This is a genomic window from Nostoc foliaceum FACHB-393 (genome assembly GCF_014698505.1).
In the GTDB taxonomy this organism is placed as follows: domain Bacteria; phylum Cyanobacteriota; class Cyanobacteriia; order Cyanobacteriales; family Nostocaceae; genus Nostoc; species Nostoc foliaceum_A.
This window is the reverse complement of the sequence record NZ_JACJTD010000029.1, coordinates 1-22,394: the sequence shown is the minus strand read 5'-3', so window position 1 is coordinate 22,394 and position 22,394 is coordinate 1. Positions and strand designations below refer to the sequence as shown.

Here is a 22,394-nt window from a genome sequence, read left to right as displayed (position 1 = left end):
AGACTTGAATAAAGGGCAAAAATCCACAACTAACACGGATAATTAATTTTAATTTGTATCTAAATCAACAATTGACTGGCAAAATTTGCAAAATTTAAATAGTCAAAGGACGCAGTAAGGAGTAACCAAATAATGCTGGCATTTGTCCTAGCTTTGGTGGTCGGTCTTGGTAGTTTAGCCATCTATATAGCAGCTTTCTTTTTCCCAGAAATCCACCGCAAGAATGACTTTATCTGGAGTGGTGTAGGACTTTTCTACGCTTTAGTCTTATGGGTGTTTGCACCACGTATTACTGGGGGTTTGTTGCTGGGTCATGTGGCTAGTGTGGCTCTTTTAGTTTGGTTTGGCTGGCAAACTCTATCATTACGTCGCCAACTAACCCCGCAGGCACAACAAACCCAAGTACCTAGTCCTGAGACGGTGAAAACTGGCATTCAGGAACAGGTAAATAAATTGTCCCTTCAGGAACAGCTGGGCCAGTTGCAAAAAGGTCTTGGTAGCACCTTCAGTGGCGTGAAAGATAAGGTGCAACAGACTGTTAGCAAAAAAACACCCACAACCCCCAGACCTGAAGACATTACCTCTGTTCTGGCAGAGAAACCTGCTGTTGAGATTATCGATAAAACTACTCCTATACCAGAAAAACCAGCAGAGGAGACAGTTACGACTGACACCGAAGCAAAAACCGAGAGTGTACCGGAAGCGATTCCACCACATCCCCCATCTCCTGAATTGGTGGAAGCAGCGCAACCAGATGCGGAAACTGAGGATAAGCAACCGATTCCCGTAGAAGAAATTGCGCCGGATGCGGTACTCGCTCCCCCAGCGGAAGCACCACCTGAAGAAATACCGCCTAATCAAGCTAGTTGAATGCTGTGAAACCCAACGTTAACTTAATATGATGTTGGGTTTCACTATTTCCATCAGGCTATTTTAGGGCTAATTTCAAATGCTAATTCCGAACGATAGAAGCACACATCAAACGCTAATCTGGGTTTACCTCAGTAAATGCAAATCTAACTTTCTCAACCATGTGTTGCCGCTTTTTCTTCTGCTAATGCCTTCGCTCAAACCGCAGCAGCTTCAAAAGAATCATATAAACCAAGACTTGCTACTTTGTCCTCAGCATCCGATGGAACTAAACTTGATTCCTTCAACAATTCGTCTGCCAGTAAATGTATGGCTACATTATTTTTTATCGAGTTTTTGAAGATAGTGTTGTGATTGTGCGGGTAATTAGCGGTTATCGAGATTTAAAATCTATATTTGCAGATGTGAACGATGAATAGATTTTTGATAAAAGTTACCCTATCGATTTTATGCAGCGATCGCAGCACCATCAAAATATATAAAAGAATACAGCGATCGCAATACCAGAAAAAGCCTCGCCTTCTATGCTATAAGCGATCGCAATACCATCAAAATAGAATAGCGATCGCAATACCATATCTCCGGGTTTAGACGACGAGATGAAGAGTTGCACTGGCGATCGCGGTTATTTTATCAAGGAAATCAGGCAAAAATACTATAATTTGTGAGAAGCGTAATTTATACTACCCCTGAAGACGCAAAATGGCAGATGTTTCGTTGGAACCACTCAAGGTGTTTTGTTCCTATTCTCACAACGACGAACCCCTAAAGGATGAACTGGCTAAACACCTGACGATGTTGGAACGCCAAGGTATAACTTCAACTTGGCACGATCGCAAAATACCACCTGGAAAAGAATGGGATCAGCAGATTAATGAAAATTTAAATACAGCCGATATCATTTTATTACTAGTCAGTTCAGACTTTATATTTTCTAAATACTGCTGGGATGTTGAAGTTACCAAAGCAATAGAACGCCACGCAAATGGGGAGGCTTGTGTCATTCCAATTATTCTGCGAAACGTTTTTTGGCAAGATGCACCATTTGCTAAACTACAAGCTCTGCCCAAAAATGCTCAACCTATTAAGTCTTGGAGTAATCAAGATGATGCATTCACGAATGTAGCTCAGGGAATTAAGTTTGCGGCTGAACAACTAATTAAGGAACGTGAACAACAGCGGGTAAGGAAGGAAGCCGCTATAGCTGAGTATCTTCAAAAGGCTGAGGAATTTGCGTCTGATGGCGAGATTTCTTCTGTGGAATCTTATATATTAGAAGATTTACAAGAAAAGTTAAAATTAACAGATAAAGAAGACATTGCATCTCGAGAAAAAGCATTAGAGCCTTACGGAATATATAAGAAAAATCTAGATAAATACAAGCAATACTTGACAAGGGTTGTAGATGAACAGGGATATCCATTGGGTGAAAAAACTGAAGCTGAATTAGAGACATTGCAGAAATATTATCTGCTTAAAGATGTGGATGTAGTTCGCTTAAAAAAAGAACAAGAAATAGAGTATCAAAAACGACAAACCGAGTTTGCTACAGAAGACTTGGGTAATGGCGTAGTTTTGGAAATGGTTGCAATTCCGGGTGGTAAATTTATCATGGGTTCGCCAGAGAGTGAGCCAGAAAGAAGTGGCGATGAAAGTCCACAGCACTCTGTCACCATTCAACCCTTTTTTATGGGGAAATTTACGGTAACTCAGAGCCAATGGAAAGCCGTTGCTGATTTACCCAAGGTTAATATTGATTTAAATCCCGAACCAACCAATTTTAAAGGTGCTAATCGACCTGTTGAACAGGTTTCTTGGGATGATGCAATTGAGTTTTGCGCTAGGCTATCTAAAAAGACTGAGAAAACCTATCGCTTACCCAGTGAGGCAGAATGGGAATATGCTTGTCGTGCGGGAACGACTACACCGTTTTATTTTGGCGAAACGATTACAACGGATTTAGCGAATTACGACGGTAATTATACTTATGGTTCTGCCCCAAAGGGTGAATATCGTCAGCAAACAACAGATGTGGGGAAATTTCCTGCTAACCCCTTTGGTTTATTTGATATGCATGGTAATATATGGGAATGGTGTCAGGATGAGTGGCACGAAAATTATAAAGGAGCGCCAAAAGACGGAAGCGCTTGGTTAGTTGATAATCAAAATCGGCTGCTGCGTGGTGGTTCGTGGGGCAGCTCTCCCAGGAATTGCCGCTCGGCGTGTCGCCGCTATGACGCGCGTGGCTCTCGTATCAACTTCGTGGGTTTTCGGGTTGTGTTGGTTCGTGGCAGGACTTAGTAGCCCTTTATACTCTTGCCCTTTAGCACTCTGCTCTTTATTTCTTTACCCTTCTTAATGTCTCGCGCTCTGCGCGATCATTTTTTTTTCAAATTTTGCATGGATGAGTGATTTACCAATAATACAAAAAACTTACGATTTAATCAAGTGGTATGTGCCAATTTTAAATCGGCTTCCTAGAGATCATAAGTTTTTGCTAGGAAATCGAATTATTACAGAACTATACAATTTATTAGATATTCTGAATCATAGCACGGTATGCTAAACAGAAATTAGCCCATTTAGAATTATTGAATAGTAAACTAGATATTTTACGCTATCAAACTCGCCTACTTTTAGAATTTGACTTAATTAAGACAGAGCGTTATGAATATGCTCAAAAACTTTTAAATGATATTGGCACTGATTTGGGTGGATGGATAAAACAGCAAAAAATCAAGGCAATTATACCTAGCGATTAGAGGATGTCTGAAAACTGTTTTTGTATACACCTAACCCTTGGAGATCCCCCTAAATCCCCCTTAAAAAAGGGGGACTTTGATTAATTCCGGTTCCCCCCTTTTTAAGGGGGGTTAGGGGGGATCTAAAAGTTCCTAAAGTCACAGCGAAACACTTTGCAAACAACTTGTTAGAAAGTGCAGCTACAATGCCAGGGGCGAACCTGGGTTAAATTGATGAAAAAATACGGGAATCTCTGGAATGAAATTATAGCATTTGGAAATTTACTATCAGCCGCCCAGCAAGCACAACGGGGTAAACGTTTTCGCGAAAATGTTTTAGAGTTTAACTACAATCTAGAGCAAGAATTATTTCAATTGCAAGAAGAATTACAGTTAAAAACATACTCTCCTGGAAACTACACCACATTTCAAATTTTTGAACCCAAACCGCGAATAATTTCAGCCGCTCCTTATCGTGATAGAGTTGTACATCATGCTCTCTGTAACATCATTGTTCCCATATTTGAACGCACATTTATCAGCGATTCCTACGCCAATCGTGTTGGATTTGGCTCTCATCGCGCTTTACATCGTTTTACTAAATTTGCTCGTTCCAGCCGTTATGTTCTGCAAGCTGATATTCGTAAATATTTTCCTAGTATCGACCATGAAATATTGAAATCACAGATATATCATAAAATTAAATGTCCTAACACACTCTGGTTAATTAATATCATTATTGATAGCAGTAATCATCAAGAACTAGTACTTAATTATTTTACTGGAGATGATTTACTCACACCTCTCGAAAGAAGACATGGTATACCAATTGGCAATCTAACCAGCCAATTTTTTGCAAATATATATCTAAATAGCTTTGACCATTTTGTTAAAGAACAAATAAAAGCATCTCAATATATTCGTTATGTAGACGATTTTGCCTTATTTTCAGATGACAAAGTATTTTTGCAAAACGCCAGAATCAGAATAGAGGAATATCTTGCTGGTTTAAGAGTTAAAATTCATCCAATAAAAAGCCAATTGTTTGAAACAAAACACGGAGCTAATTTTGTTGGATTTCGCATTTTACCAGACCGGATTCGGGTACGCAGTGATAATCTGCGTCTGGCAAGAAAAAGATTACGAAAAATGCTTTGGGAATACGATCAAGGAAAAATTGAATATGAAAAAATATCCCAATCAATGCAGAGTTGGGTTGCCCACTTAAAGTATGGTGATACATGGCAACTACGCCAGCAAATATTTATTACTTAGCAATTAGAAAATATTGTAAGTCAATTTTTTAGTTCCGAGCCTATCCAATACGGTTCGGTTAAGGTTTTTTGATGAAAATTATAGATCACAAAGACGCGATAAATTGCCGCCAAGACAAAAGACTGATTATTGTAGAGACGGCGATTCATCGCGTCTCTTGTCTTAACCAAACAGTATTGCGAGTCTATCGTGTTAATCTAAATAATGGGGTAGGCGACACCGGCTGCTGCGTGGTGGTTCGTGGAACAACAATCCCAGGAATTGCCGCTCGGCGTATCGCAACTATAACGCGCGTGACAATCGTAACAACAACGTGGGTTTTCGGGTTGTGTTGGTTCGTGGCAGTACTCTTTTGTGTCAGAACTGGTGAATGGGAATTCATCGGGCGTACCAAAAAAGAGTCCAGGCCTAATCCAGTGAGGTTGATGACGACTTCCGAATATAAAACCGAGTCGGATAGCTTGGTAGGCTGCAAGGTCGAACAGTTGTCCGATTCATCTAATTTTAGAGTTAATTTCAAAAGCTAATTCAGAATGGATAGAAGTACACATCTGAAGCGGTTATAACAAGATTCTCGACTTTTACAATAAGCCGGGAATCTCAGCTTTTGCAACAGGCAAGGCACTAACATTAGGTGCAAAAACCTTATACCAATTCACGAAAACCCCGATACATAATCTAGATGATCGTAGGGGCATAGCAATGCCATGCCCTTACTAGCCATAACATAATCTTGAACAGAAAAGTTATTCAACTTTGGCGCGGAGCGCGGGAGACCGAAATAGAGTTGCAAATCCAGCTTGCCGCTCATTTAAAGGTTCTAGAGCATCGTTCCAAAGACTTTCATAATAAAAGAAAGTTATGCCTAGACCGCGTTCTTGAGCAGCCCGCACCTGAGACTTAATTTGCTGCATAGGAACTGGATTATTTCGTAACCCTGTCATAACGCCAATTCCAGTTGGAATTATTTGTTGTGCTTCTTGAATTTCTGGGCGGGAAATATTAGCCACAAAACTTTGCAGATCCGGACGATAAATTTGCACGATTAACTCGTCCACAATATTTTGCCGCATCCAACCCAGCCAATCTTGCAGGTGAAACTTGTAAGCAAAATCATAGTAATTAGGAGAAACAGAGAAAATCGCCTGGGGTCTTCTCTGCTTCACAGCTTGGTTAAGTTGTACCATGAACGCTGTAATTTTATCTGCCCTCCACTTGACCCATGCCGCATCTTGGGGGTTATTTGGGGGAGCATTTTTGGTTTCTTTGGTGTACAAAGCAACTGTATATTGGTCGTAACCAAATTCGTGAGGCAAACTCATGTGATCGTCAAACTGAATGCCATCGGCATCATATTGGGTAACAGTTTCTAACACTAGATTAGTGATAAACTGTTGCACTTTTGGATGGAACGGGTTGAGCCACATCACCTCACCCGCCGCACTGATTGAAGTTTGGCTACCATCCCGCTTCTGTGTGAACCAATCAGGATAATTCATTGCCAATTCTGAGGTTGGGGGAGCCATAAAACCAAACTCGAACCAGGGAATTACTAGCAATCCTTTGCGATGGGCTTGGTTAATCAGGTCTGCAAGAATATCATGTCCATCTGAACCTTTGTAGACAAAAGGTTGAATACCTGCACGTTGTGCGATCGCACTAGGGTACATTACATAGCCAGAATTCCAAACCACAGGATAGATTGTGTTAAAGTTCAGCCGTCGTAATTGACTCACCGCATCTTGCACTTTGTCCCGATTTTTGAGAGTGTCAAAATCATTGTTGGTCATCCAAACCCCGCGAATTTCCTGACGGGGTAACTGTGCGACGGCAGGGGTGAAACTGTCCACCAGTAATACGGTAAAAAAGGATATTAAAATGAGAACCGGAAAAAGAGACTTGAGTAGTCGCCGCCAAGTTTGAACAATAAAAGGTGATTTCATAGATTTGAATGATGCATTAGCTACCCACACACGCCATTGCTCGCTTTTACAATTGAATCTACTAACCATATAGTCTACAAGTATTTATGCTTACTACAGGATTGATGAGTTGGTAGTTGTTCGTTCCCTGCTTATGGAACTTTTGCACCAGAAAAACTAAAGCAGACAATATTTAAGATAGTTGACGCAGCAAGTAGGCATTTGTGCCCAATTGCCCAATAGATATTGGTATGGGGAATAGGGCATTGGGCGTGGGGAATGGGGCATAAGGCATTCGGCATAGAGAATAGACAAGGGAGAGGGGGAAGACAAGGAAGAGACTTGTTCAATAATTCCCCCTTGTCCTCCTTGTCCTCCTTGTCCCTTGCTCCCCCTGCCCCCTGCTCCCGATCTTCACACTCCCCCACACCCCACCTGTGTCACAATAGAGAACTGTAATAAGAAAAATATTGTTAAGGTAATTTAGTGAGTCCAACTGCTCAATCCACGGCAAGTGCGCGTCGCGTGGTATTTCCTTTTACGGCAATTGTGGGCCAGGAAGAAATGAAACTGGCGCTCCTATTGAACGTGATTGACCCCAAAATTGGTGGTGTAATGATCATGGGCGATCGCGGCACCGGGAAATCCACAACTATCCGGGCGCTGGCGGATCTGCTGCCAGAAATTTCTGTGGTTGCCAATGACCCCTTCAGTAGCGATCCTAGCGACCCCGACTTGATGAGCGATGAAGTCCGCCAACTGTTAGAACAAGGGGCGGAAATTCCTATAGCTCACAAAAAAGTCCAAATGGTAGACCTGCCGCTAGGAGCTACAGAAGACCGAGTTTGTGGCACAATCGACATTGAGAAAGCTTTATCTGAAGGTGTCAAAGCCTTTGAACCGGGACTTCTGGCAAAGGCTAACCGGGGCATTCTTTATGTGGATGAAGTCAACTTACTAGATGACCACCTCGTAGACGTGCTACTAGATTCCGCCGCGAGTGGATGGAACACTGTAGAACGGGAAGGTATTTCTATCCGTCACCCAGCGCGTTTCGTTCTTGTGGGTTCTGGAAACCCGGAAGAAGGCGAACTACGCCCGCAACTGCTCGATCGCTTTGGGATGCACGCAGAAATTCACACCGTAAAAGAACCAGCCTTGCGGGTGCAAATCGTGGAACAACGGGCGGATTTTGACCAAAATCCTCTAGTGTTTCTCGAAAAGTACAAACCCCAGCAAGAAGCATTGCAACAGCAAATTGTCAATGCTCAACAGCTTTTGCCAGAAGTGAAGCTTGACTATGATCTGCGGGTAAAAATTTCTGAAGTCTGCTCAGAACTGGATGTAGATGGTTTGCGGGGTGACATTGTTAGTAACCGCGCCGCCAAAGCCTTAACAGCATACGAAGGACGTACTGAAGTTACGGTTGATGATATCCACCGCGTAATTACGCTATGCTTGCGTCACAGGCTGCGGAAAGACCCCTTAGAATCGATTGATTCTGGCTACAAAGTCGCCAAAGTTTTTAGCCGCGTCTTTGGTGTCGAACTACCAGAAAGTGATGCTGCACAAAAGAACGGCACAGGTCAAAAGTTAGGGGCTAGGGGTTAAAAGTTAAGAGTGAGGAGTTAGGAGTTTTGAATGGAAAGCTGCTTTATAACTCACAACTTTAATTCCTCACTCAAGACTGAGTATATAACTCACAACTCCTAACTCAGCATTCAACACTGACTATATAACTCCTAACTCCTAACTCCTAACTCAACACTCACTATGAGATTTTGGTCTTTTTGGTTCAACAGCTTTATTTTATCTAGCCAATACAACCCGCCCAGGTTTGTAGAATTATTGATGCTTTTATTAGCAATCGCTATGCTGGCAATAGCCAGTATTTTACCGGATATACCCTATTTAATTTTAGGCTTGAGCTTAGTAGTTGGGGCATCTATTTCCATCTTAGTGCGAGAAGCGATCGCCCCCTCACCTCAGACACGAATTACCCAACTAACAGCATCGCTATTGCTTATCATCAGCCTCTATGGCTTTGCTGACTTAATGTACACTCTATAAAATTAGTTAGGAGTTATGAATGAGAAATTAATCGTGTCTCTCCTAACTCATGTACAGACGCGATTAATCGCGTCTCTTTTCAATTACCAATTCCGCATTTCCACCAATTCCATACACAAATCATTGATTTGCTCCAAATCAGGTTTGTGAGGTAAGGCAGATTGATCATAAACAATTTCCATTTCGGTGACCAAATCTTCTGCCATTTTCATCACCTGCTCATAAGAATATTCACCCTTTAAAATAGCTTTTAAATCCTCAAAATCACCAGCTATTCTCCTATCTACAATCACTTCACCCCGCCGCAATATTTCTACTCCACTGCGTAACAATCTAATGCAGTGCATTCCATGTTTGAGGTCAAAACCCGATTTTCTTTCCATTTCTGCTCTAGCTGGATTCCTATTTTCCTGCCAAGATAAGTAAGCCTTCCATTCTCTTAAAGCTATTTGATAACTTTGGCTTTTCTGAAGCAGGCGGATAAAATCTTTACGGCTATTAGTTAACTTTTGGGTATATTCCAAAGTTTCATCTGGCAAAGTGTATTGTTTCAACACGCCTTTAAAATCAATATCTGCTGTCAGCAATTGGTATAGTTGTTCCGCTTCTTCCAAAAACTCAATCCGTCCTCTGATTAAGTTATAAAGATATTCCAGAAAAGCATTTAACTCATCTTTGCTGAGGGGTGCTTCGTCTTCTATAGCGAAGTCAGATGGTATTGGCTTTTTTTGCGGTGGTTTTAACAACCATTTTCGATGAGTTTCCATCTTTTTGATTTGGGCAAAGGCATAACCAGTGTAAGTATGTTTTACTTTCTTGCTCAAAAATAACTGCTTATGATTAATTAAATGCTGTCCGACTGCGCTTAAAAAAGGATAGTTACTTAACCACAGCAATTCTAAAACATTGGGATTAGCGCCCGCTAATAACTGAAGGATTTTTCTTAATTCATATATAACTGTGTCTTTGTTGCCATCAATGAATGGAAATATTCCTGGTTCATCCCAACCAGTATCCTTTTGTTCTATGCGATCAAATCCTAAGTAATACCTTTTGGGTGCGATAAATACTCCCCGATAATCAAAGTCTGAATCAGGACGATTTAAACCATAGCCGTGGCTACCTGCCAAACCAATTAAAATAGTTCTTTGCTCAACTTCTATTCTTTCCATATCACCTGAATAAAATATAGTCATCCTAACTCATGAGTTAAGCAGGTGGGAAGTGGGGAATGAGGATGTAGAGGAGGAGAAGAAGAATAAATGACCAATGAGCAATGACTAATACCAAGAGTTGCTTAGTTTAACAGAAATGCCCCTAAAGGAGATGATGCAACGATATCCCCTTGAGGAGCAAAACTTGTCAATTCAGTTGTTTTGATACTTTCGGTTTCCTAGAAAAGGAATTATCTAGGATTAATGTGCCGTCTAGTCCCCCATCCTGGATTGACAATGGCAGCTAAATCTTCTTCAGACAATTTGTTGATTTCACTGTCTAGTTCTTCGACACTGAAATCATAGCCACGCTCTTGAGCAATCTTAATGAAGGCTTCTGGATCGTCTGTTGCTTTGAGTCTTTGCTGTAATGCTTGATCTTGTTTTACGGCTTGAAAAAGTCGGGTAGCATTTTCCTGTGTCATGACAGTCTGTCTCCTGTTTTAAATATCAGGTTTGAATGTATTAATCTGATTCCTGTGGATTCACTAAATTCTGTGAATAACCTTTAGATTAAGTGTGTAAATTTAATTTTAAAACAAAGAATAAAAATGTGTAGATTCTGATAAGAAAATATAAGTTTTATTTTAAATGTTTCTGCTAATTTTTAGAATTAAGCCCTAAGAGGGAAGCTGTATTTATCTAAATAAGATTGATTTTGAATTGCAAATGCATTTTACATTTTTCGCGTGGATAATTCAGCCATGACGATTTTTAGCAAATGAAAGCTTGACTTGACACCTGTTAATAAAATAGTATGTTAGATTGTCTGTCTAATTCCTGCTCGGATCAGGTAGACATATTACAAAAGCTGGCAAAAGCCTCTCTACACGAGATAAAAACCAGCTACCTGTACGGCAACCTCAAGGACAATTCCATGACCTACGCGATTATTGAAACTGGCGGCAAACAAATACGAGTAGAGCCAGGGCGGTTTTACGATATTGAACTGCTTCCGACCGAACCAGATGAAAAAGTTACAATAGACGCTGTATTACTCGTGCAGCACGATGGTGAAGTCACCATTGGACAGCCACTAGTGACAGGTGCGACTGTAGAAGGGACTGTAATGCGACATTACAGGGGTCGTAAAGTTCTGGTATACAAGATGAAGCCCAAAAAGAAAACCCGCAAAAAGCGGGGGCATCGTCAGGAAATTACCAGACTTATGATTGACTCCATCACTCTTAACGGTGCAGTGTTTGCTGCCCAAGAAGCACCGGAGAAGGAAACCCCCGTTTTAGATGAGACTCCTGCCGAAGAAGTTGAAACCGCTGCTGAATAATAATAAAGAGAAGATACACAAGAGGAAATCATGGCTCATAAGAAAGGAACAGGTAGTACACGCAACGGTCGTGATTCTAATGCCCAACGTCTGGGTGTAAAGCGTTATGGCGGTCAAGTTGTGCGTGCAGGAAACATTCTCGTGCGTCAGCGTGGTACCAAATTCCACCCTGGTAACAACGTCGGTATTGGTAGCGATGACACTCTGTTTGCCTTAATCGACGGTGTTGTAATGTTTGAGAGAAAGGGCAAAACCCGTAAAAAGGTTAGTGTTTATTTACCCATAACTGCTGCTGAGGCAGCCCCTGCTGAGGCAGTAGCAAGTTAGAGTGTTTGGGTGGGAAAAGTGCCCACCCTAATCGCTAGTTAGGGCTGGGATGTCCCAGCGGTTGCTTAAAAGTCGCTTTGTTCCTGTGTCGCGCATGGATTAGTATCAGAAGCATCAAAGCGCAGATATTCTTCAATAATAAAATATTACATACAGAAATTGGATTGCGTAGCTTGCCGTCATAGGCATCGCATATCAAGCCTTAGGTACCAATTTTTGTCAGCTTTCGGATGATTGCACTAGATGTTCCAAAGTTTAGGATAGCCAGCCAGAGATATTGTTGGTTCTGAAACTTTGTGGATTAGGCGATGTGGTCTTCTGGGTCTAGTGACTTTATCACTGTCATACTATTTACAATTGCTCATTTCTTACTTGCCCTGAAGGTAGGAAGCATCCGTCTAATTAAATCTATGTTCCTGTAGAGGTTCTATGAGTCTGATTCTTCCCAAACGCACTTTATCCCGTCGTCGCTTACTGCAAGTATCTGGACTTTCAGGCGTAGGCTTTCTTTTAGGTGGCTGTGGAACAAGTTTGTTCTCAGATAATCTGCGGCAAATATCTGAGCCACTAAACCAAAGTCTTGAAGCACTCCTGCTAACTCAAAAACCTGTACCTGAATTTCCTGTCAGTGCCATAGAACCAGACAAATTGCTGATTAATACCTTTGACTTCACCCCGCAAATTGATCCGGCGCAGTTTCGCCTGAAGATTGATGGCGAGGTTAGTAACCCGATACAATTGAGCATGGCAGATATTCAAAAACTTCCCTTGACTTCAATGGTAATTCGCCATGTCTGTGTTGAAGGCTGGGCTGCGATCGCTCAATGGGGAGGTGTGCGATTGCGAGACTTAGTAGCGCTGGTACAGCCTAAGTCAAATGTCCGCTATGTCTACTTCAAATCTGCGGATGGCTACTATGAAAGCTGGGATATTGCCTCTGCTGTACATCCCCAAACTCTCATGGCTTATCAAAAAAATGGACAACCTTTATCAGTTGATAATGGTGCACCTATGCGCCTAGCATCCCCAATTAAACTTGGCTACAAGCAAAGCAAGTGGGTGACTCAAATTACATTCGTCAGCAATTTGTTACCTCGTAAAGGCTATTGGGAGGATCAGGGCTATGAGTGGTTTGCTGGGCTATAAGGGAGCTGGGAAAGAAAATTTTACCTTGTCATTCTTGTCCCTTGGCAATGGGATGTTTTTTTATGTGGAAGTTCCTTACATTTCTACACTATAGAGGGATGGGGAATTACGGGGATTAGTTAAAAATCCTTTGGTAAGTCACAAAAAATCGGACACCCAATATCTGAAACTCCCTATCCAGAATTGATTTTGACGAGCTAACTCGGACACGAGTTTTAGTCCACAAAGCACGGAAAAGTAACAGCATGACTACAGAGAAACTAAGTACCTTGCCATCATCTCCAGCCCAGACCGAATTAGAATTCATAGATTCCCCCGGTTGTCAATCAACGAGTCTGCACGATTCGGATGTCCCGGAAGTTGACTTGTTTAGTCCACTGAAAATTCGAGATATCACCCTGCCCGATCGCATAGCGATGTCACCAATGTGTCAATACTCGGCAGAGAATGGATTCGCAAATGATTGGCATTTTGTCCATTTGGGGAGTCGGGCTACTGGAGGCACTCACCTGATTGTAGTCGAAGCGACAGCCGTGACACCCCAAGGACGAATCACCCCCGGTGACCTTGGTCTTTGGGACGATATGCACATCGAGCCACTAGCTCGCATTGTCCGCTTTCTTCGCCAACAAGGAGCGATCGCAGGGATTCAATTAGCCCATGCTGGCCGAAAGGCGAGTTGCAATGTTCCCTGGCTGGGTGGTACACCGTTAACACCTGAAGAAGGCGGTTGGCCGGTAGTCGGGCCAAGCCCAATTCCGTTTCAAGAGGGCGGCCCCGTTCCCATACCCCTCGATGAGGCTGGGATTGAAGAGGTGATTGAAGCCTTTGTTGCCACAGCGCAGCGTGCCCTTCAAGCGGGCTTTCAGATTATCGAAATCCACGCAGCTCATGGATACCTGTTGCATTCTTTTCTTTCGCCGCTAAGTAATCAACGAACAGATCGTTACGGAGGTTCGTTGGAGAACCGAATGCGTTTGTTACTGGAGGTTACAAGACGAATCCGAGAGATTCTGCCAAGCGGGATGCCGCTTTTTGTGCGCCTCTCTGCTACCGACTGGGTAGAGGGAGGTTGGGATCTCAAGCAGTCAGTGATATTATCCCGTGAACTAAAGGAATTAGGCGTTGATTTAATCGATGTTTCCACAGGAGGCTTAGTCCCTCATGCCAGGATTCCCGTGCAGACAGGTTATCAAGTGCCTTTTGCTGCCAAAATCCGAGAAGAGGCTGGGATTAGAACAGGGGCTGTGGGGATGATAAAGGAGGCTGAGTATGCCAACCAAGTAATTACTTGTGGATGTGCGGATTTGGTTCTCGTCGGTCGAGAAATGCTCCGCGATCCATATTGGTCGATTCATGCCCGTTACCATTTGGATGAGGAACCAAACTGGCCTTTGCCCTACGGCTATGCTGTTAAACAACGGAGACAGGGGAAATAAATCTAAACGGCAGATGTTGCGATCGCAATTGATTTGTGTTTAACCGCAGATGATATTATGGCGATCGCTTCAAATAAGCGATCGCTCTATCTATTTTCACGAAAAAAGGCTACAAGATAAACGCTGTAGCCTTTTCAAGGTATTTTGTATTCCCGCAAGAGTCGAATGAACTGATGGTCATTAGAACTTGGGGTTTAAGCCCCAAGTCTTGCCATATCTACTCTTAAACCTTAGTCGTGAGAAATCTTGATATTTCTGCATGTGCCAACACAGCAGCAGGTTCGCGCTGGAGAGCGTTGTAATACTTTCTCTCAAAGGTGTTGCCCGTCTCTAACGGTACAATCAGCGTGCGGACATCAGCAATCAACTTTTCAAAATCGTCCATCGATATCGGTTCATCTGCTTCGAGCATTTCATCAACTTGCACAACCACCTTAGAAATGCGATGTAGCCAAGCAAATTGTTCATGAGCGATAACTAGCTGAAGAAGTTCTCCGCTTGATACTCGTCCACTAACCTGTTCGTAGGCAATACGTTCTGTCTCCAGCAACATCTTATGAAGGTGGAGTAATTTGTTTCGTAAATCACGCAGATATTGATGTTGACGTATTCTTTGTGAAAGTGTGTTAGAAGTCAATGTTACCCATCCTTTCATTACGATAGTCTTCAATGGCTTAAATAATTTCTGCGTCGGTATTCATCACGAATAGACTGTAGCGAACAACTGCCCTAATACGTTTCGGTTAACAGGTTTGTCTCTCGAATATCCGCCCAATCCCCCGATAAATTGGCGGGCTTTTTCTCCTCTTCACCCTCTTTGTAAGGGGAAGGGGATCGCGGCAGGCGGGGGGATCTTATCCGAACCGTATTGTCATCTGCCCAATCTCAGTTCATGTATTCGGTATCCTTTTTAAGACGCATGACATTTAACATATCTTTTTATAACTGTTATATCTTATATTTGATTACTCATATATTAGCATAAACTTATAAGAAGTACATAGTGTAGAACCTATCGAGAAAATATCAATTATGGGAAAACAGTCTTAATGTCGCTAGCATATGTAATTCTAGGTCTTCTTCAGCAGCAAGAAATGACAGGCTACGACCTCAAAACGAGCTGCTTTGATCAATGCATTGCTTATTTATGGCCAGCTGACCAGGCACAAATTTATAGAACTCTCGATAAGCTAGTTGAGCAAGGCTGGATTACCTGTAAGATTGAGATTCAGCACGATCGCCCTAACCGCAAAGTCTACAGCGTAACGGAGGCAGGGAAAGCCGAATTTGCCCGATGGCTTGGGACTCATCAGCCGTTACCGACTGTACGAGAACCAATGCTTGTCCAGTTGCATTTTGCAGACCAGTTGCCGAATGAAACCATCATTTACCTACTGGAACAAGAATTGGCGGCCCGAAGCAAAAAGCTTGCTGAATGTGAAATCATTGATTTGCCATCACTTGATGATGAGTCTGCCAACCGTGAGCAGGTGATGCAAAGGCTTGTGCTGGAGTTGTTGATCCGAAGAGAACAGACTTATATTAATTGGTTGAAGATAGCGATCAATGTTATCAGTCACCAAAAACCATATGCATCACATTATCAGATTCTATAAATCAAGGCAATGACAACAATAGCAGTCAATCCGTATCTCGATCGCAATTTTGCTCCAATCCATGAAGAAATTACCACAGACAAATTGCTAGTCATCGGTGAATTACCCCTTGACCTATCGGGGATGTTTGTCCGAAATGGCCCTAACCCTCAATGGACACCCATCGGTGAATATCATTGGTTTGATGGGGATGGGATGTTGCATGGTGTGCAAATTAGCAACGGCGTAGCTACATATTGTAACCGCTACGTCCAGACAGCCGCATGGAAAAAAGAACGAGAAGCGGGTAAGGCTCTCTGGAGTGGGTTGTTAGAACCACCACAAATGGATAACCCCCACGGTGGCTACAAAAATACTGCCAATACTGCCTTAGTGTGGCACGCTGGTCAGATGTTGGCGCTGAACGAGGGAGGTAAACCTCACACCATCAAGCTTCCTGAATTAGAAACTATTGGTGAGTACACCTATAATGGCAAACTAGTTTCTGCCTTCACAGCCCATCCTAAGGTAGACCCGGTTACAGGCGAAATGATCTTCTTTGGCTACTCTCTGTTTGTGCCACCGTATCTGCAATATAGTGTAGTCTCAGCCCAAGGCGAACTGTTGCGGACAGTGCCAATTGACCTGCCAATGGGAGTGATGATGCACGATTTCGCCATCACTGAAAACTATACGATCTTTATGGATTTGCCGCTGACTTTTAGCGCCGAGCGATCGCAACGGGGAGAACCCGTTATGATGTTTGAGCGCGATCGCCCAAGTCGTTTTGGCATTCTACCACGTCACGGTGATAACAGTAATATCCGCTGGTTTGAAAGTCCCTCTTGCTACGTCTTCCATACCCTCAATGCTTACGAAGAGGGAGATGAAGTAGTCCTTATTGCCTGTCGCATGAGTTCTACTACTGTTTTGAGTTCTGATGATTCGCAACTCGACCCAGAAGGAAATATCCCCCGTTTACATCGCTGGCGATTTAATCTCAGTACGGGGACAGTGCGTGAAGAGATGTTGGACGATGTAGCTTCAGAATTTCCCCGCGTCAACGAAAATCTGTTGGGGCGAAAAACCCGATATGGCTACAGTAACAAAATGGCAAATAGTCCCCTACCTTTATTTGAAGGGATCATTAAGTACGACTTCAGCAATGGACAGTCCCAAACCCACGAATTCGGACAGGGGCGCTATGGCGGTGAAGCTGTGTTTGCGCCGCGTCCTGGTGCAATTGCTGAGGATGATGGTTGGCTTATAACTTTCGTCCACGATGAGAATTCAAACACTTCCGAATTAGTAGTGGTGAATGCCCAAGATGTAACTGCTGAACCTGTAGCGCGGGTGATAATTCCTCAACGAGTGCCTTATGGATTTCATGGTGCTTGGGTTGCACAGGAATAGTCAACTTAACGCTAAATGGGCGGTTACAAACCGCGTCTACACAGACAAAACCCGCCTCCGCTGGTTAAAAAACCTTAATTTTCTCTTAGCCCACGGAGGTGTAGCTCCTGTTTGTGTAGCCACGATTTTTAATTGCTAGATATATTCTTTCTATTTCTCCTTGTCCACCTCAAATTATTGTTCCCTATACCCCCCAGCGTAGTTAATTACGCAAATTGTTCTATAGGATTTGTGGGTTCCATAAGCAACACCAGACACTTTAAAAGCGGCGTTAAAAATGTTTTTTCTATGACCGCGATCGGGCACACCATCATCAATAATTAACTGCATGACAATATCTTGGGCGGTGTTTGGGCCATAACTGATATTTTCGCCTGCGGTTGTTTGCCATCTACCATAGCGGTTAATGCGATTAAAGGGGTTGCTACCATCGCTACCATCATGACCTGTAGCACCTTTTGGGCCTTGGTCTTTAACATGGTCTCTTGCTCCTAAAGACATACCTTTCGAGGCACTCAATGCTCCTACAGGACGTGCTGATTTCAAAAATGCGATCGCTTCATTGACTGCTTTGACTCCTTCTTGAGTTCGCAAATAGGCATTATTAGAAATTTTGACTCGGTTCCCCTCAAAGCGCTTTTTATAGTTTTCCATAATTGGAAGGTATGCTTTGGGGTTTGTTCGTACCTTATTTGTTTCCACAATTACCTGTTGTTCCAGCGGTGAAAGATAACTCGCCTTTGCTAATAAAGTTGGACTAGTTGGTTGAACTACTGCTGGATTAGAGTTTGCCACAGACGGACTAGATTGAAACAATTGATTTGAGCAGCCGAAAATTAGGGCAGCTGGCAAAAATACCCAAAATTTAATGCGATGCATTTATAACCTCACAATTTTGTATGGATTAATTTAGTGAATTAGAAGAAATAATAATTTTCAACACACACAGAAGTTTGTAGACGCTTCTTTATTCGGAATTTTAGAAGCGGCTTTTTGCCAGATATCAAAACTCCGATCAGTCCCCTAAGAAGAACGGAAATAAGTTGATCAAGAGTAAAGATAATGCTGCGCTCGTCTTTGTTCCTTGAGTGTGAAAAAAGGATTACTTAATACCTGTTGTAACCTAGCTAACACCCAAACGTAAAGCACAAAAAATTTTTACTTTATTACGCCTGTTTTTAAGTACAATAATTAAGAATATTGGCTAATACAAAATATAACGCAAATAAAAACTTTGCATATTTGCGTTTGATAGAAAAAGCCAGAGTTTATATCATGTCCGCTCAAATAAGTGTTTTTGCGATCGCTTGTTCTCAGCATTCTCGTAGGCTAGAGTAGCAAACCTAAAAACCTTGCGATGGCGCAAGCGCCCGCCGTAGGCGATGGTCTCCGACCGACCGGAGGTCATCGCAATTATTACACTTTGAGAAACCAGCGTTGCCGATACATCAGAACACCAACAGCCCACCACAACAACACGGTGACTATGGCAAACAACAGGGAACCATTCAAGACTCCCGCCCAAGATGCGAAAAAATTCTGGTAAATCCAATTGTAGGTACTGGGAGCGTCTTTGCCTGTACCGATAGTGGTTCTGACTAAGATTTTAATCAACAAAACGGATGGAACGAAAAGTGCGATCGCATTTAAGCCCATAATTTCAAAAGGTTTACTCCAGCGACGTATCAGCCGGACTTCGATGAGTTCATAACAAGCTGCTAATAAAAGTAAAGCCCAACCGCTGGTGAAAACTACATAAGAACTTGTCCATAGCTTTTTGTTAATGGGGAATATCCACCCCCACGCCCAACCGATAATTAAACAAGCAACTCCAAATAATCCTAAACCTATACTTGTGCGTGACTGTACAGGTTGGCTGCGTATCCATTGACCAGTGAAGTAGCCAGCGAGGACGTTTACTATACCGGGAATACTACTGAACAGCCCCTCTGGATCTCCCATAAAGTTGAAACCATCACCTTTATATAGATGTGCTTTGGGAATAATCAGGCGGTCAATATAAGCGCCAAAATTACCTTCTCGCGTCAGCATTCCCGCTCCATAATCGGGCACTGGTAAATACATCATCGTTAGCCAGTAGCCGATAAGTAGCACTGCTGCAAGTATCCATTGCCCTTTACGCGGAAGGTTGAGAACTACCAAGGAAGCCAGCAGATAGGTAATGCTAATGCGCTGCAATACTCCCATCATGCGGATACTATTTAAGTCAAAAGTCCAAACACCTTGATTCCAAAAGCCATTGAGTAGCAAGCCTAAGGCAAAGAGAATGGCAGCGCGGCGTAAGATACGCCAGTAAACATCTGAGGTTGGTTTGTTATCTTTGGTGTATTTTGACAGCGAGAAAGTCATTGCTACGCCGACAATGAAGAGAAAGAAGGGAAATACCAAGTCTGTTGGTGTGCAACCGTGCCAATCGGCGTGGGCTAAGGGAGGATATACATCATCTGCGACTCCCGCCATATTGACGAGAATCATCGCAGCTATGGTAATGCCGCGAAAAACATCCAGTGAAGTCAGGCGCATAAGCGGAATTTTATGTTAGATGAGTATCTAAACTACCCCGCCTGATGCAGGTAATCAAGCAAAATTTATAATATGTCTAATCAAGAAAATGTAGTGCGTTACACTGCGTTAACGCACTCACAAATAAATCAACCCTTAAACTTCAACATTCAAAGTACGCACCAAAAAAGCCCATTTGTCTGCGGCTTCTTCGATAATTTTAGCTGTGGGTTTACCTGCACCATGTCCTGCCTTAGTCTCAATTCTAATTAACACTGGCGCATCACCTGTGTGAGCCTCTTGCAAAGCTGCGGCAAATTTGAAACTATGAGCAGGGACAACGCGATCGTCATGATCGGCTGTGGTAATTAAGGTTGCTGGGTAAGCTGTATCTGGTTTGAGATTCTGCAATGGCGAATAGGCATAGAGTGCAGGAAATTCCTCTGGATTATCCGGGGAACCATATTCGGAAGTCCAAGCCCAACCGATGGTGAATTTGTGGAAGCGCAACATATCCATCACGCCGACTGCTGGTAAAGCTGCACCAAATAAATCGGGACGTTGCGTCATACAAGCACCCACCAATAAACCGCCGTTACTACCACCTGCGATCGCTAGCTTATCAGTCTTAGTATACTTATTAGCAATTAACCACTCAGCTGCGCCAATAAAGTCATCAAAGACATTCTGCTTTTTATCCTTCATTCCTGCTTGATGCCATTCTTCGCCATATTCTCCACCACCGCGTATATTGGGCATAGCATAGACACCACCCATCTCCATCCACACCAACAGACTCACAGAAAAACCAGGAGTCATTGAGTTATTAAAACCACCATACGCATAGAGATAAGTGGGGTTATTTCCATCTAATTTAATGCCCTTTTTGTGCGTAATAAACATGGGTACTCTAGTACCATCTTTGCTCTGATAAAAAACCTGTTTTGTCTCATAATCGTTAGGATTAAAATCTACCTCTGGCTGGCGAAAAACAGTACTGTTACCAGTTATCATATCGTAGCGATAGATAGTTCCTGGTGTAGTGAAACTGGTGTAACTATAAAAAGTTTCGGTATCATGACGCTTACCACCGAAACCACTTGCTGAACCGAGTCCAGGTAGTTCTACTTCTCGAATAAATGCACCTTTGAGGTCAAAAATTTTAATTTGGCTGTGAGCATCTTTGAGGTAATCAGCAACAAATTGGTTATTGAGTATCCCGACACTTTCCAATGTTTCTGCTGATTGAGGAATGATTTCTTGCCAATTTTCCTTGGCAGGATTTTTCGTGTCAATCGCAATAACTCTTCCCCGTGGTGCATTTAAATCTGTGCGAAAATAAAACACGCTATCATCATTGTCGATAAAGCTGTAATCTGCCTCAAACTGGTTAATTAGCTCTAAGACTTCAGCATTAGGGTTAGTCAAATCTTTGGAGAAAACCAAATTTTTGGAGTCAGTACCCAGCCAAACTGAAATTATTAGATAGCATCCATCTTCAGTAACACCGCCACTAAAACCCCATTCTTTTTGGTCAGGACGATGATAAATCAGTACATCTTCTGATTGGGGTTGACCTAGCTGATGATAGTAGAGCTTTTGATAATAGTTAACATCTTCTAATTGAGTTTTTTCATTTGGCTCATCGTAACGGCTGTAGAAAAAACCTTGATTATCATGTGTCCATGACGCACCAGAAAATTTAATCCATTTCAACTGGTCTTGTAGGTCTTCACCAGTTTCGACATCCCGGACTTTCCACTCTTGCCAATCAGAACCAGAGGCGGATAAACCATATGCTAAAAGTTTAGCATCCTCGCTAATAGATAATCCTGAAAGAGCAACAGTGCCATCTTCTGAAAGTTTATTTGGGTCGAGTAAAACTTTGGGTTGGTCGTCGAGGGTTTTCAGAGTGTAGAGGACACTTTGATTTTGCAGTCCGTCATTTTTAAAATAAAAGTAGCGTTCGGTAGAACTGTCTTGCAGAGATTCACCTTCTTTAAAAGGGATACCATATTTTTCATAATCCCAAAGTTTGGTGAGGCGCTGTTTAATTTTTTCCCTGGTAGGAATTTCACTCAAGTAGCCAAAAGTAATTTGATTTTGTGCCTCAATCCAAGTCCTTGTTTCTTCAGAGTCAGGATCTTCTAACCAACGATAAGGATCTGCGATTAAAGTACCGTGGTAGTTATCGACTTGATTGTTCTTGTGACTGGATGGGTAAGTGAGGGATTTTTTAGAGGAGTGCATAATCTCAGGTCAAAAGTGCTTCTTTACCGAAAGATTGGATCTAAAGCCCTGTGCTTCTAGCACGGCTTTTTCGTGATTTTTGCTCGTATTTATGATATAATTACGCTAAGTGTAGCAGCGTAACCATGCTTGTATTTGAAGCAAAACTTAAGGGTAGTAACGAGCAATACGAAAAGCTTGATGAAGCAATTCGGACCGCTCGTTTTATCCGTAATTCTTGTCTTCGCTACTGGATGGATAACAAGGGAATTGGGAAGTACGAGTTGAGCGCTTATTGTGCTGTTCTCGCTTCTGACTTCCCCTTTGCTAATAACCTCAACTCGA

General features: G+C 42.5%; 22 protein-coding genes and 2 pseudogenes. 13 read left to right on the top strand and 11 right to left on the bottom strand.

Features of this window, described 5'->3' with window-relative positions; translation table 11 throughout:
- Window positions 1-132 precede the first annotated feature (132 nt).
- Entirely contained in the window at window positions 133-870 is a 738-nt protein-coding gene (locus H6G92_RS22250; RefSeq protein WP_190895798.1) for a Ycf66 family protein, read from the top strand.
- Window positions 871-1,339: 469 nt separating this feature from the next.
- Here H6G92_RS22250 and H6G92_RS22240 read toward each other — a convergent pair whose 3' ends face one another.
- On the bottom strand, window positions 1,340-1,483 hold the full coding sequence (locus tag H6G92_RS22240) for a hypothetical protein (RefSeq protein WP_190895796.1): 144 nt from the start codon (window positions 1,481-1,483) through the stop codon (window positions 1,340-1,342).
- Window positions 1,484-1,572: 89 nt separating this feature from the next.
- Here H6G92_RS22240 and H6G92_RS22235 point away from each other — a divergent pair, with 89 nt between their 5' ends.
- The 3 genes and pseudogenes from H6G92_RS22235 (at window position 1,573) to H6G92_RS22225 (ending at window position 4,886) form a co-directional block, all read left to right on the top strand.
- On the top strand, window positions 1,573-3,171 hold the full coding sequence (locus H6G92_RS22235) for an SUMF1/EgtB/PvdO family nonheme iron enzyme (protein WP_190895794.1): 1,599 nt from the start codon (window positions 1,573-1,575) through the stop codon (window positions 3,169-3,171).
- Between the two features lie 103 nt (window positions 3,172-3,274).
- A pseudogene (avd, locus tag H6G92_RS22230) lies at window positions 3,275-3,632 on the top strand (diversity-generating retroelement protein Avd).
- A 213-nt stretch (window positions 3,633-3,845) separates the two neighbouring features.
- Entirely contained in the window at window positions 3,846-4,886 is a 1,041-nt protein-coding gene (locus H6G92_RS22225) for an RNA-directed DNA polymerase (protein WP_190895792.1), read from the top strand.
- Between the two features lie 20 nt (window positions 4,887-4,906).
- Here H6G92_RS22225 and H6G92_RS40435 read toward each other — a convergent pair whose 3' ends face one another.
- The 3 genes from H6G92_RS40435 to H6G92_RS22215 form a co-directional block, all read right to left on the bottom strand.
- Window positions 4,907-5,035, bottom strand: a complete 129-nt coding sequence (locus H6G92_RS40435; protein WP_277926774.1) for a hypothetical protein — start codon at window positions 5,033-5,035, stop codon at window positions 4,907-4,909.
- Window positions 5,036-5,070: 35 nt separating this feature from the next.
- Window positions 5,071-5,268: a hypothetical protein gene (locus tag H6G92_RS41345; protein WP_449289982.1), complete on the bottom strand. Its 198-nt coding sequence runs from the start codon at window positions 5,266-5,268 to the stop codon at window positions 5,071-5,073.
- 364 nt (window positions 5,269-5,632) lie between these two features.
- Window positions 5,633-6,829, bottom strand: a complete 1,197-nt coding sequence (locus H6G92_RS22215; protein ID WP_242059271.1) for a glycoside hydrolase family 10 protein — start codon at window positions 6,827-6,829, stop codon at window positions 5,633-5,635.
- Window positions 6,830-7,294: 465 nt separating this feature from the next.
- Between H6G92_RS22215 and bchI the strand changes: the two genes are divergently transcribed.
- Both bchI and H6G92_RS22205 read left to right on the top strand, forming a co-directional pair.
- Window positions 7,295-8,419, top strand: a complete 1,125-nt coding sequence (gene bchI, locus H6G92_RS22210; RefSeq protein WP_190895787.1) for a magnesium chelatase ATPase subunit I — start codon at window positions 7,295-7,297, stop codon at window positions 8,417-8,419.
- Between the two features lie 162 nt (window positions 8,420-8,581).
- Window positions 8,582-8,878: a hypothetical protein gene (locus H6G92_RS22205; protein ID WP_190895784.1), complete on the top strand. Its 297-nt coding sequence runs from the start codon at window positions 8,582-8,584 to the stop codon at window positions 8,876-8,878.
- Window positions 8,879-8,961: 83 nt separating this feature from the next.
- Here the strand turns inward: H6G92_RS22205 and H6G92_RS22200 are convergent, their stop codons facing one another.
- Complete coding sequence (locus tag H6G92_RS22200; RefSeq protein WP_190895917.1) at window positions 8,962-10,050, bottom strand: nucleotidyltransferase domain-containing protein; 1,089 nt, start codon at window positions 10,048-10,050, stop codon at window positions 8,962-8,964.
- Between the two features lie 233 nt (window positions 10,051-10,283).
- On the bottom strand, window positions 10,284-10,517 hold the full coding sequence (locus H6G92_RS22195) for a Nif11-like leader peptide family natural product precursor (protein WP_190895782.1): 234 nt from the start codon (window positions 10,515-10,517) through the stop codon (window positions 10,284-10,286).
- 452 nt (window positions 10,518-10,969) lie between these two features.
- Here H6G92_RS22195 and rplU point away from each other — a divergent pair, with 452 nt between their 5' ends.
- From rplU to H6G92_RS22175, 4 genes are all read left to right on the top strand, one after another.
- A complete protein-coding gene (gene rplU / locus H6G92_RS22190) occupies window positions 10,970-11,377 on the top strand; it encodes a 50S ribosomal protein L21 (protein WP_190895915.1) in 408 nt (135 codons plus the stop codon).
- 30 nt (window positions 11,378-11,407) lie between these two features.
- The gene (gene rpmA / locus H6G92_RS22185) at window positions 11,408-11,704 is read left to right on the top strand and encodes a 50S ribosomal protein L27 (RefSeq protein ID WP_099099325.1); all 297 of its coding nucleotides are present in this window, start codon (window positions 11,408-11,410) and stop codon (window positions 11,702-11,704) included.
- A 429-nt stretch (window positions 11,705-12,133) separates the two neighbouring features.
- Window positions 12,134-12,850, top strand: coding sequence for a molybdopterin-dependent oxidoreductase (locus H6G92_RS22180; protein ID WP_190895780.1), 717 nt, complete (start codon window positions 12,134-12,136; stop codon window positions 12,848-12,850).
- A gap of 245 nt (window positions 12,851-13,095) precedes the next feature.
- Window positions 13,096-14,289, top strand: a complete 1,194-nt coding sequence (locus tag H6G92_RS22175) for an NADH:flavin oxidoreductase/NADH oxidase (RefSeq protein ID WP_190895778.1) — start codon at window positions 13,096-13,098, stop codon at window positions 14,287-14,289.
- Between the two features lie 223 nt (window positions 14,290-14,512).
- On the opposite strand, the gene H6G92_RS22170 is transcribed toward H6G92_RS22175, so the two are convergent.
- Entirely contained in the window at window positions 14,513-14,926 is a 414-nt protein-coding gene (locus H6G92_RS22170; RefSeq protein ID WP_190895776.1) for a hypothetical protein, read from the bottom strand.
- Between the two features lie 412 nt (window positions 14,927-15,338).
- On the opposite strand from H6G92_RS22170, the gene H6G92_RS22165 reads away from it, so the two are divergent.
- Window positions 15,339-15,905, top strand: coding sequence for a PadR family transcriptional regulator (locus tag H6G92_RS22165; protein ID WP_190895774.1), 567 nt, complete (start codon window positions 15,339-15,341; stop codon window positions 15,903-15,905).
- A gap of 9 nt (window positions 15,906-15,914) precedes the next feature.
- On the top strand, window positions 15,915-17,297 hold the full coding sequence (locus H6G92_RS22160) for a carotenoid oxygenase family protein (protein ID WP_190895772.1): 1,383 nt from the start codon (window positions 15,915-15,917) through the stop codon (window positions 17,295-17,297).
- Window positions 17,298-17,471: 174 nt separating this feature from the next.
- Here the strand turns inward: H6G92_RS22160 and H6G92_RS22155 are convergent, their stop codons facing one another.
- The 4 genes from H6G92_RS22155 to H6G92_RS22145 all read right to left on the bottom strand — a co-directional run bounded on the left by H6G92_RS22155 (window position 17,472) and on the right by H6G92_RS22145 (window position 22,070).
- Window positions 17,472-18,176 carry a CAP domain-containing protein gene (locus H6G92_RS22155; protein WP_190895770.1) on the bottom strand — a complete coding sequence of 235 codons (705 nt, stop codon included), beginning with the start codon at window positions 18,174-18,176 and terminating at the stop codon, window positions 17,472-17,474.
- Window positions 18,177-18,570: 394 nt separating this feature from the next.
- Window positions 18,571-18,705 carry a hypothetical protein gene (locus H6G92_RS40430; RefSeq protein WP_277926773.1) on the bottom strand — a complete coding sequence of 45 codons (135 nt, stop codon included), beginning with the start codon at window positions 18,703-18,705 and terminating at the stop codon, window positions 18,571-18,573.
- 8 nt (window positions 18,706-18,713) lie between these two features.
- Complete coding sequence (locus H6G92_RS22150; RefSeq protein WP_190895768.1) at window positions 18,714-19,841, bottom strand: acyltransferase family protein; 1,128 nt, start codon at window positions 19,839-19,841, stop codon at window positions 18,714-18,716.
- A gap of 135 nt (window positions 19,842-19,976) precedes the next feature.
- Entirely contained in the window at window positions 19,977-22,070 is a 2,094-nt protein-coding gene (locus H6G92_RS22145; RefSeq protein WP_190895766.1) for a prolyl oligopeptidase family serine peptidase, read from the bottom strand.
- Between the two features lie 125 nt (window positions 22,071-22,195).
- Here H6G92_RS22145 and H6G92_RS22140 point away from each other — a divergent pair.
- A pseudogene (locus tag H6G92_RS22140) lies at window positions 22,196-22,394 on the top strand (RNA-guided endonuclease TnpB family protein); the annotation flags it as partial.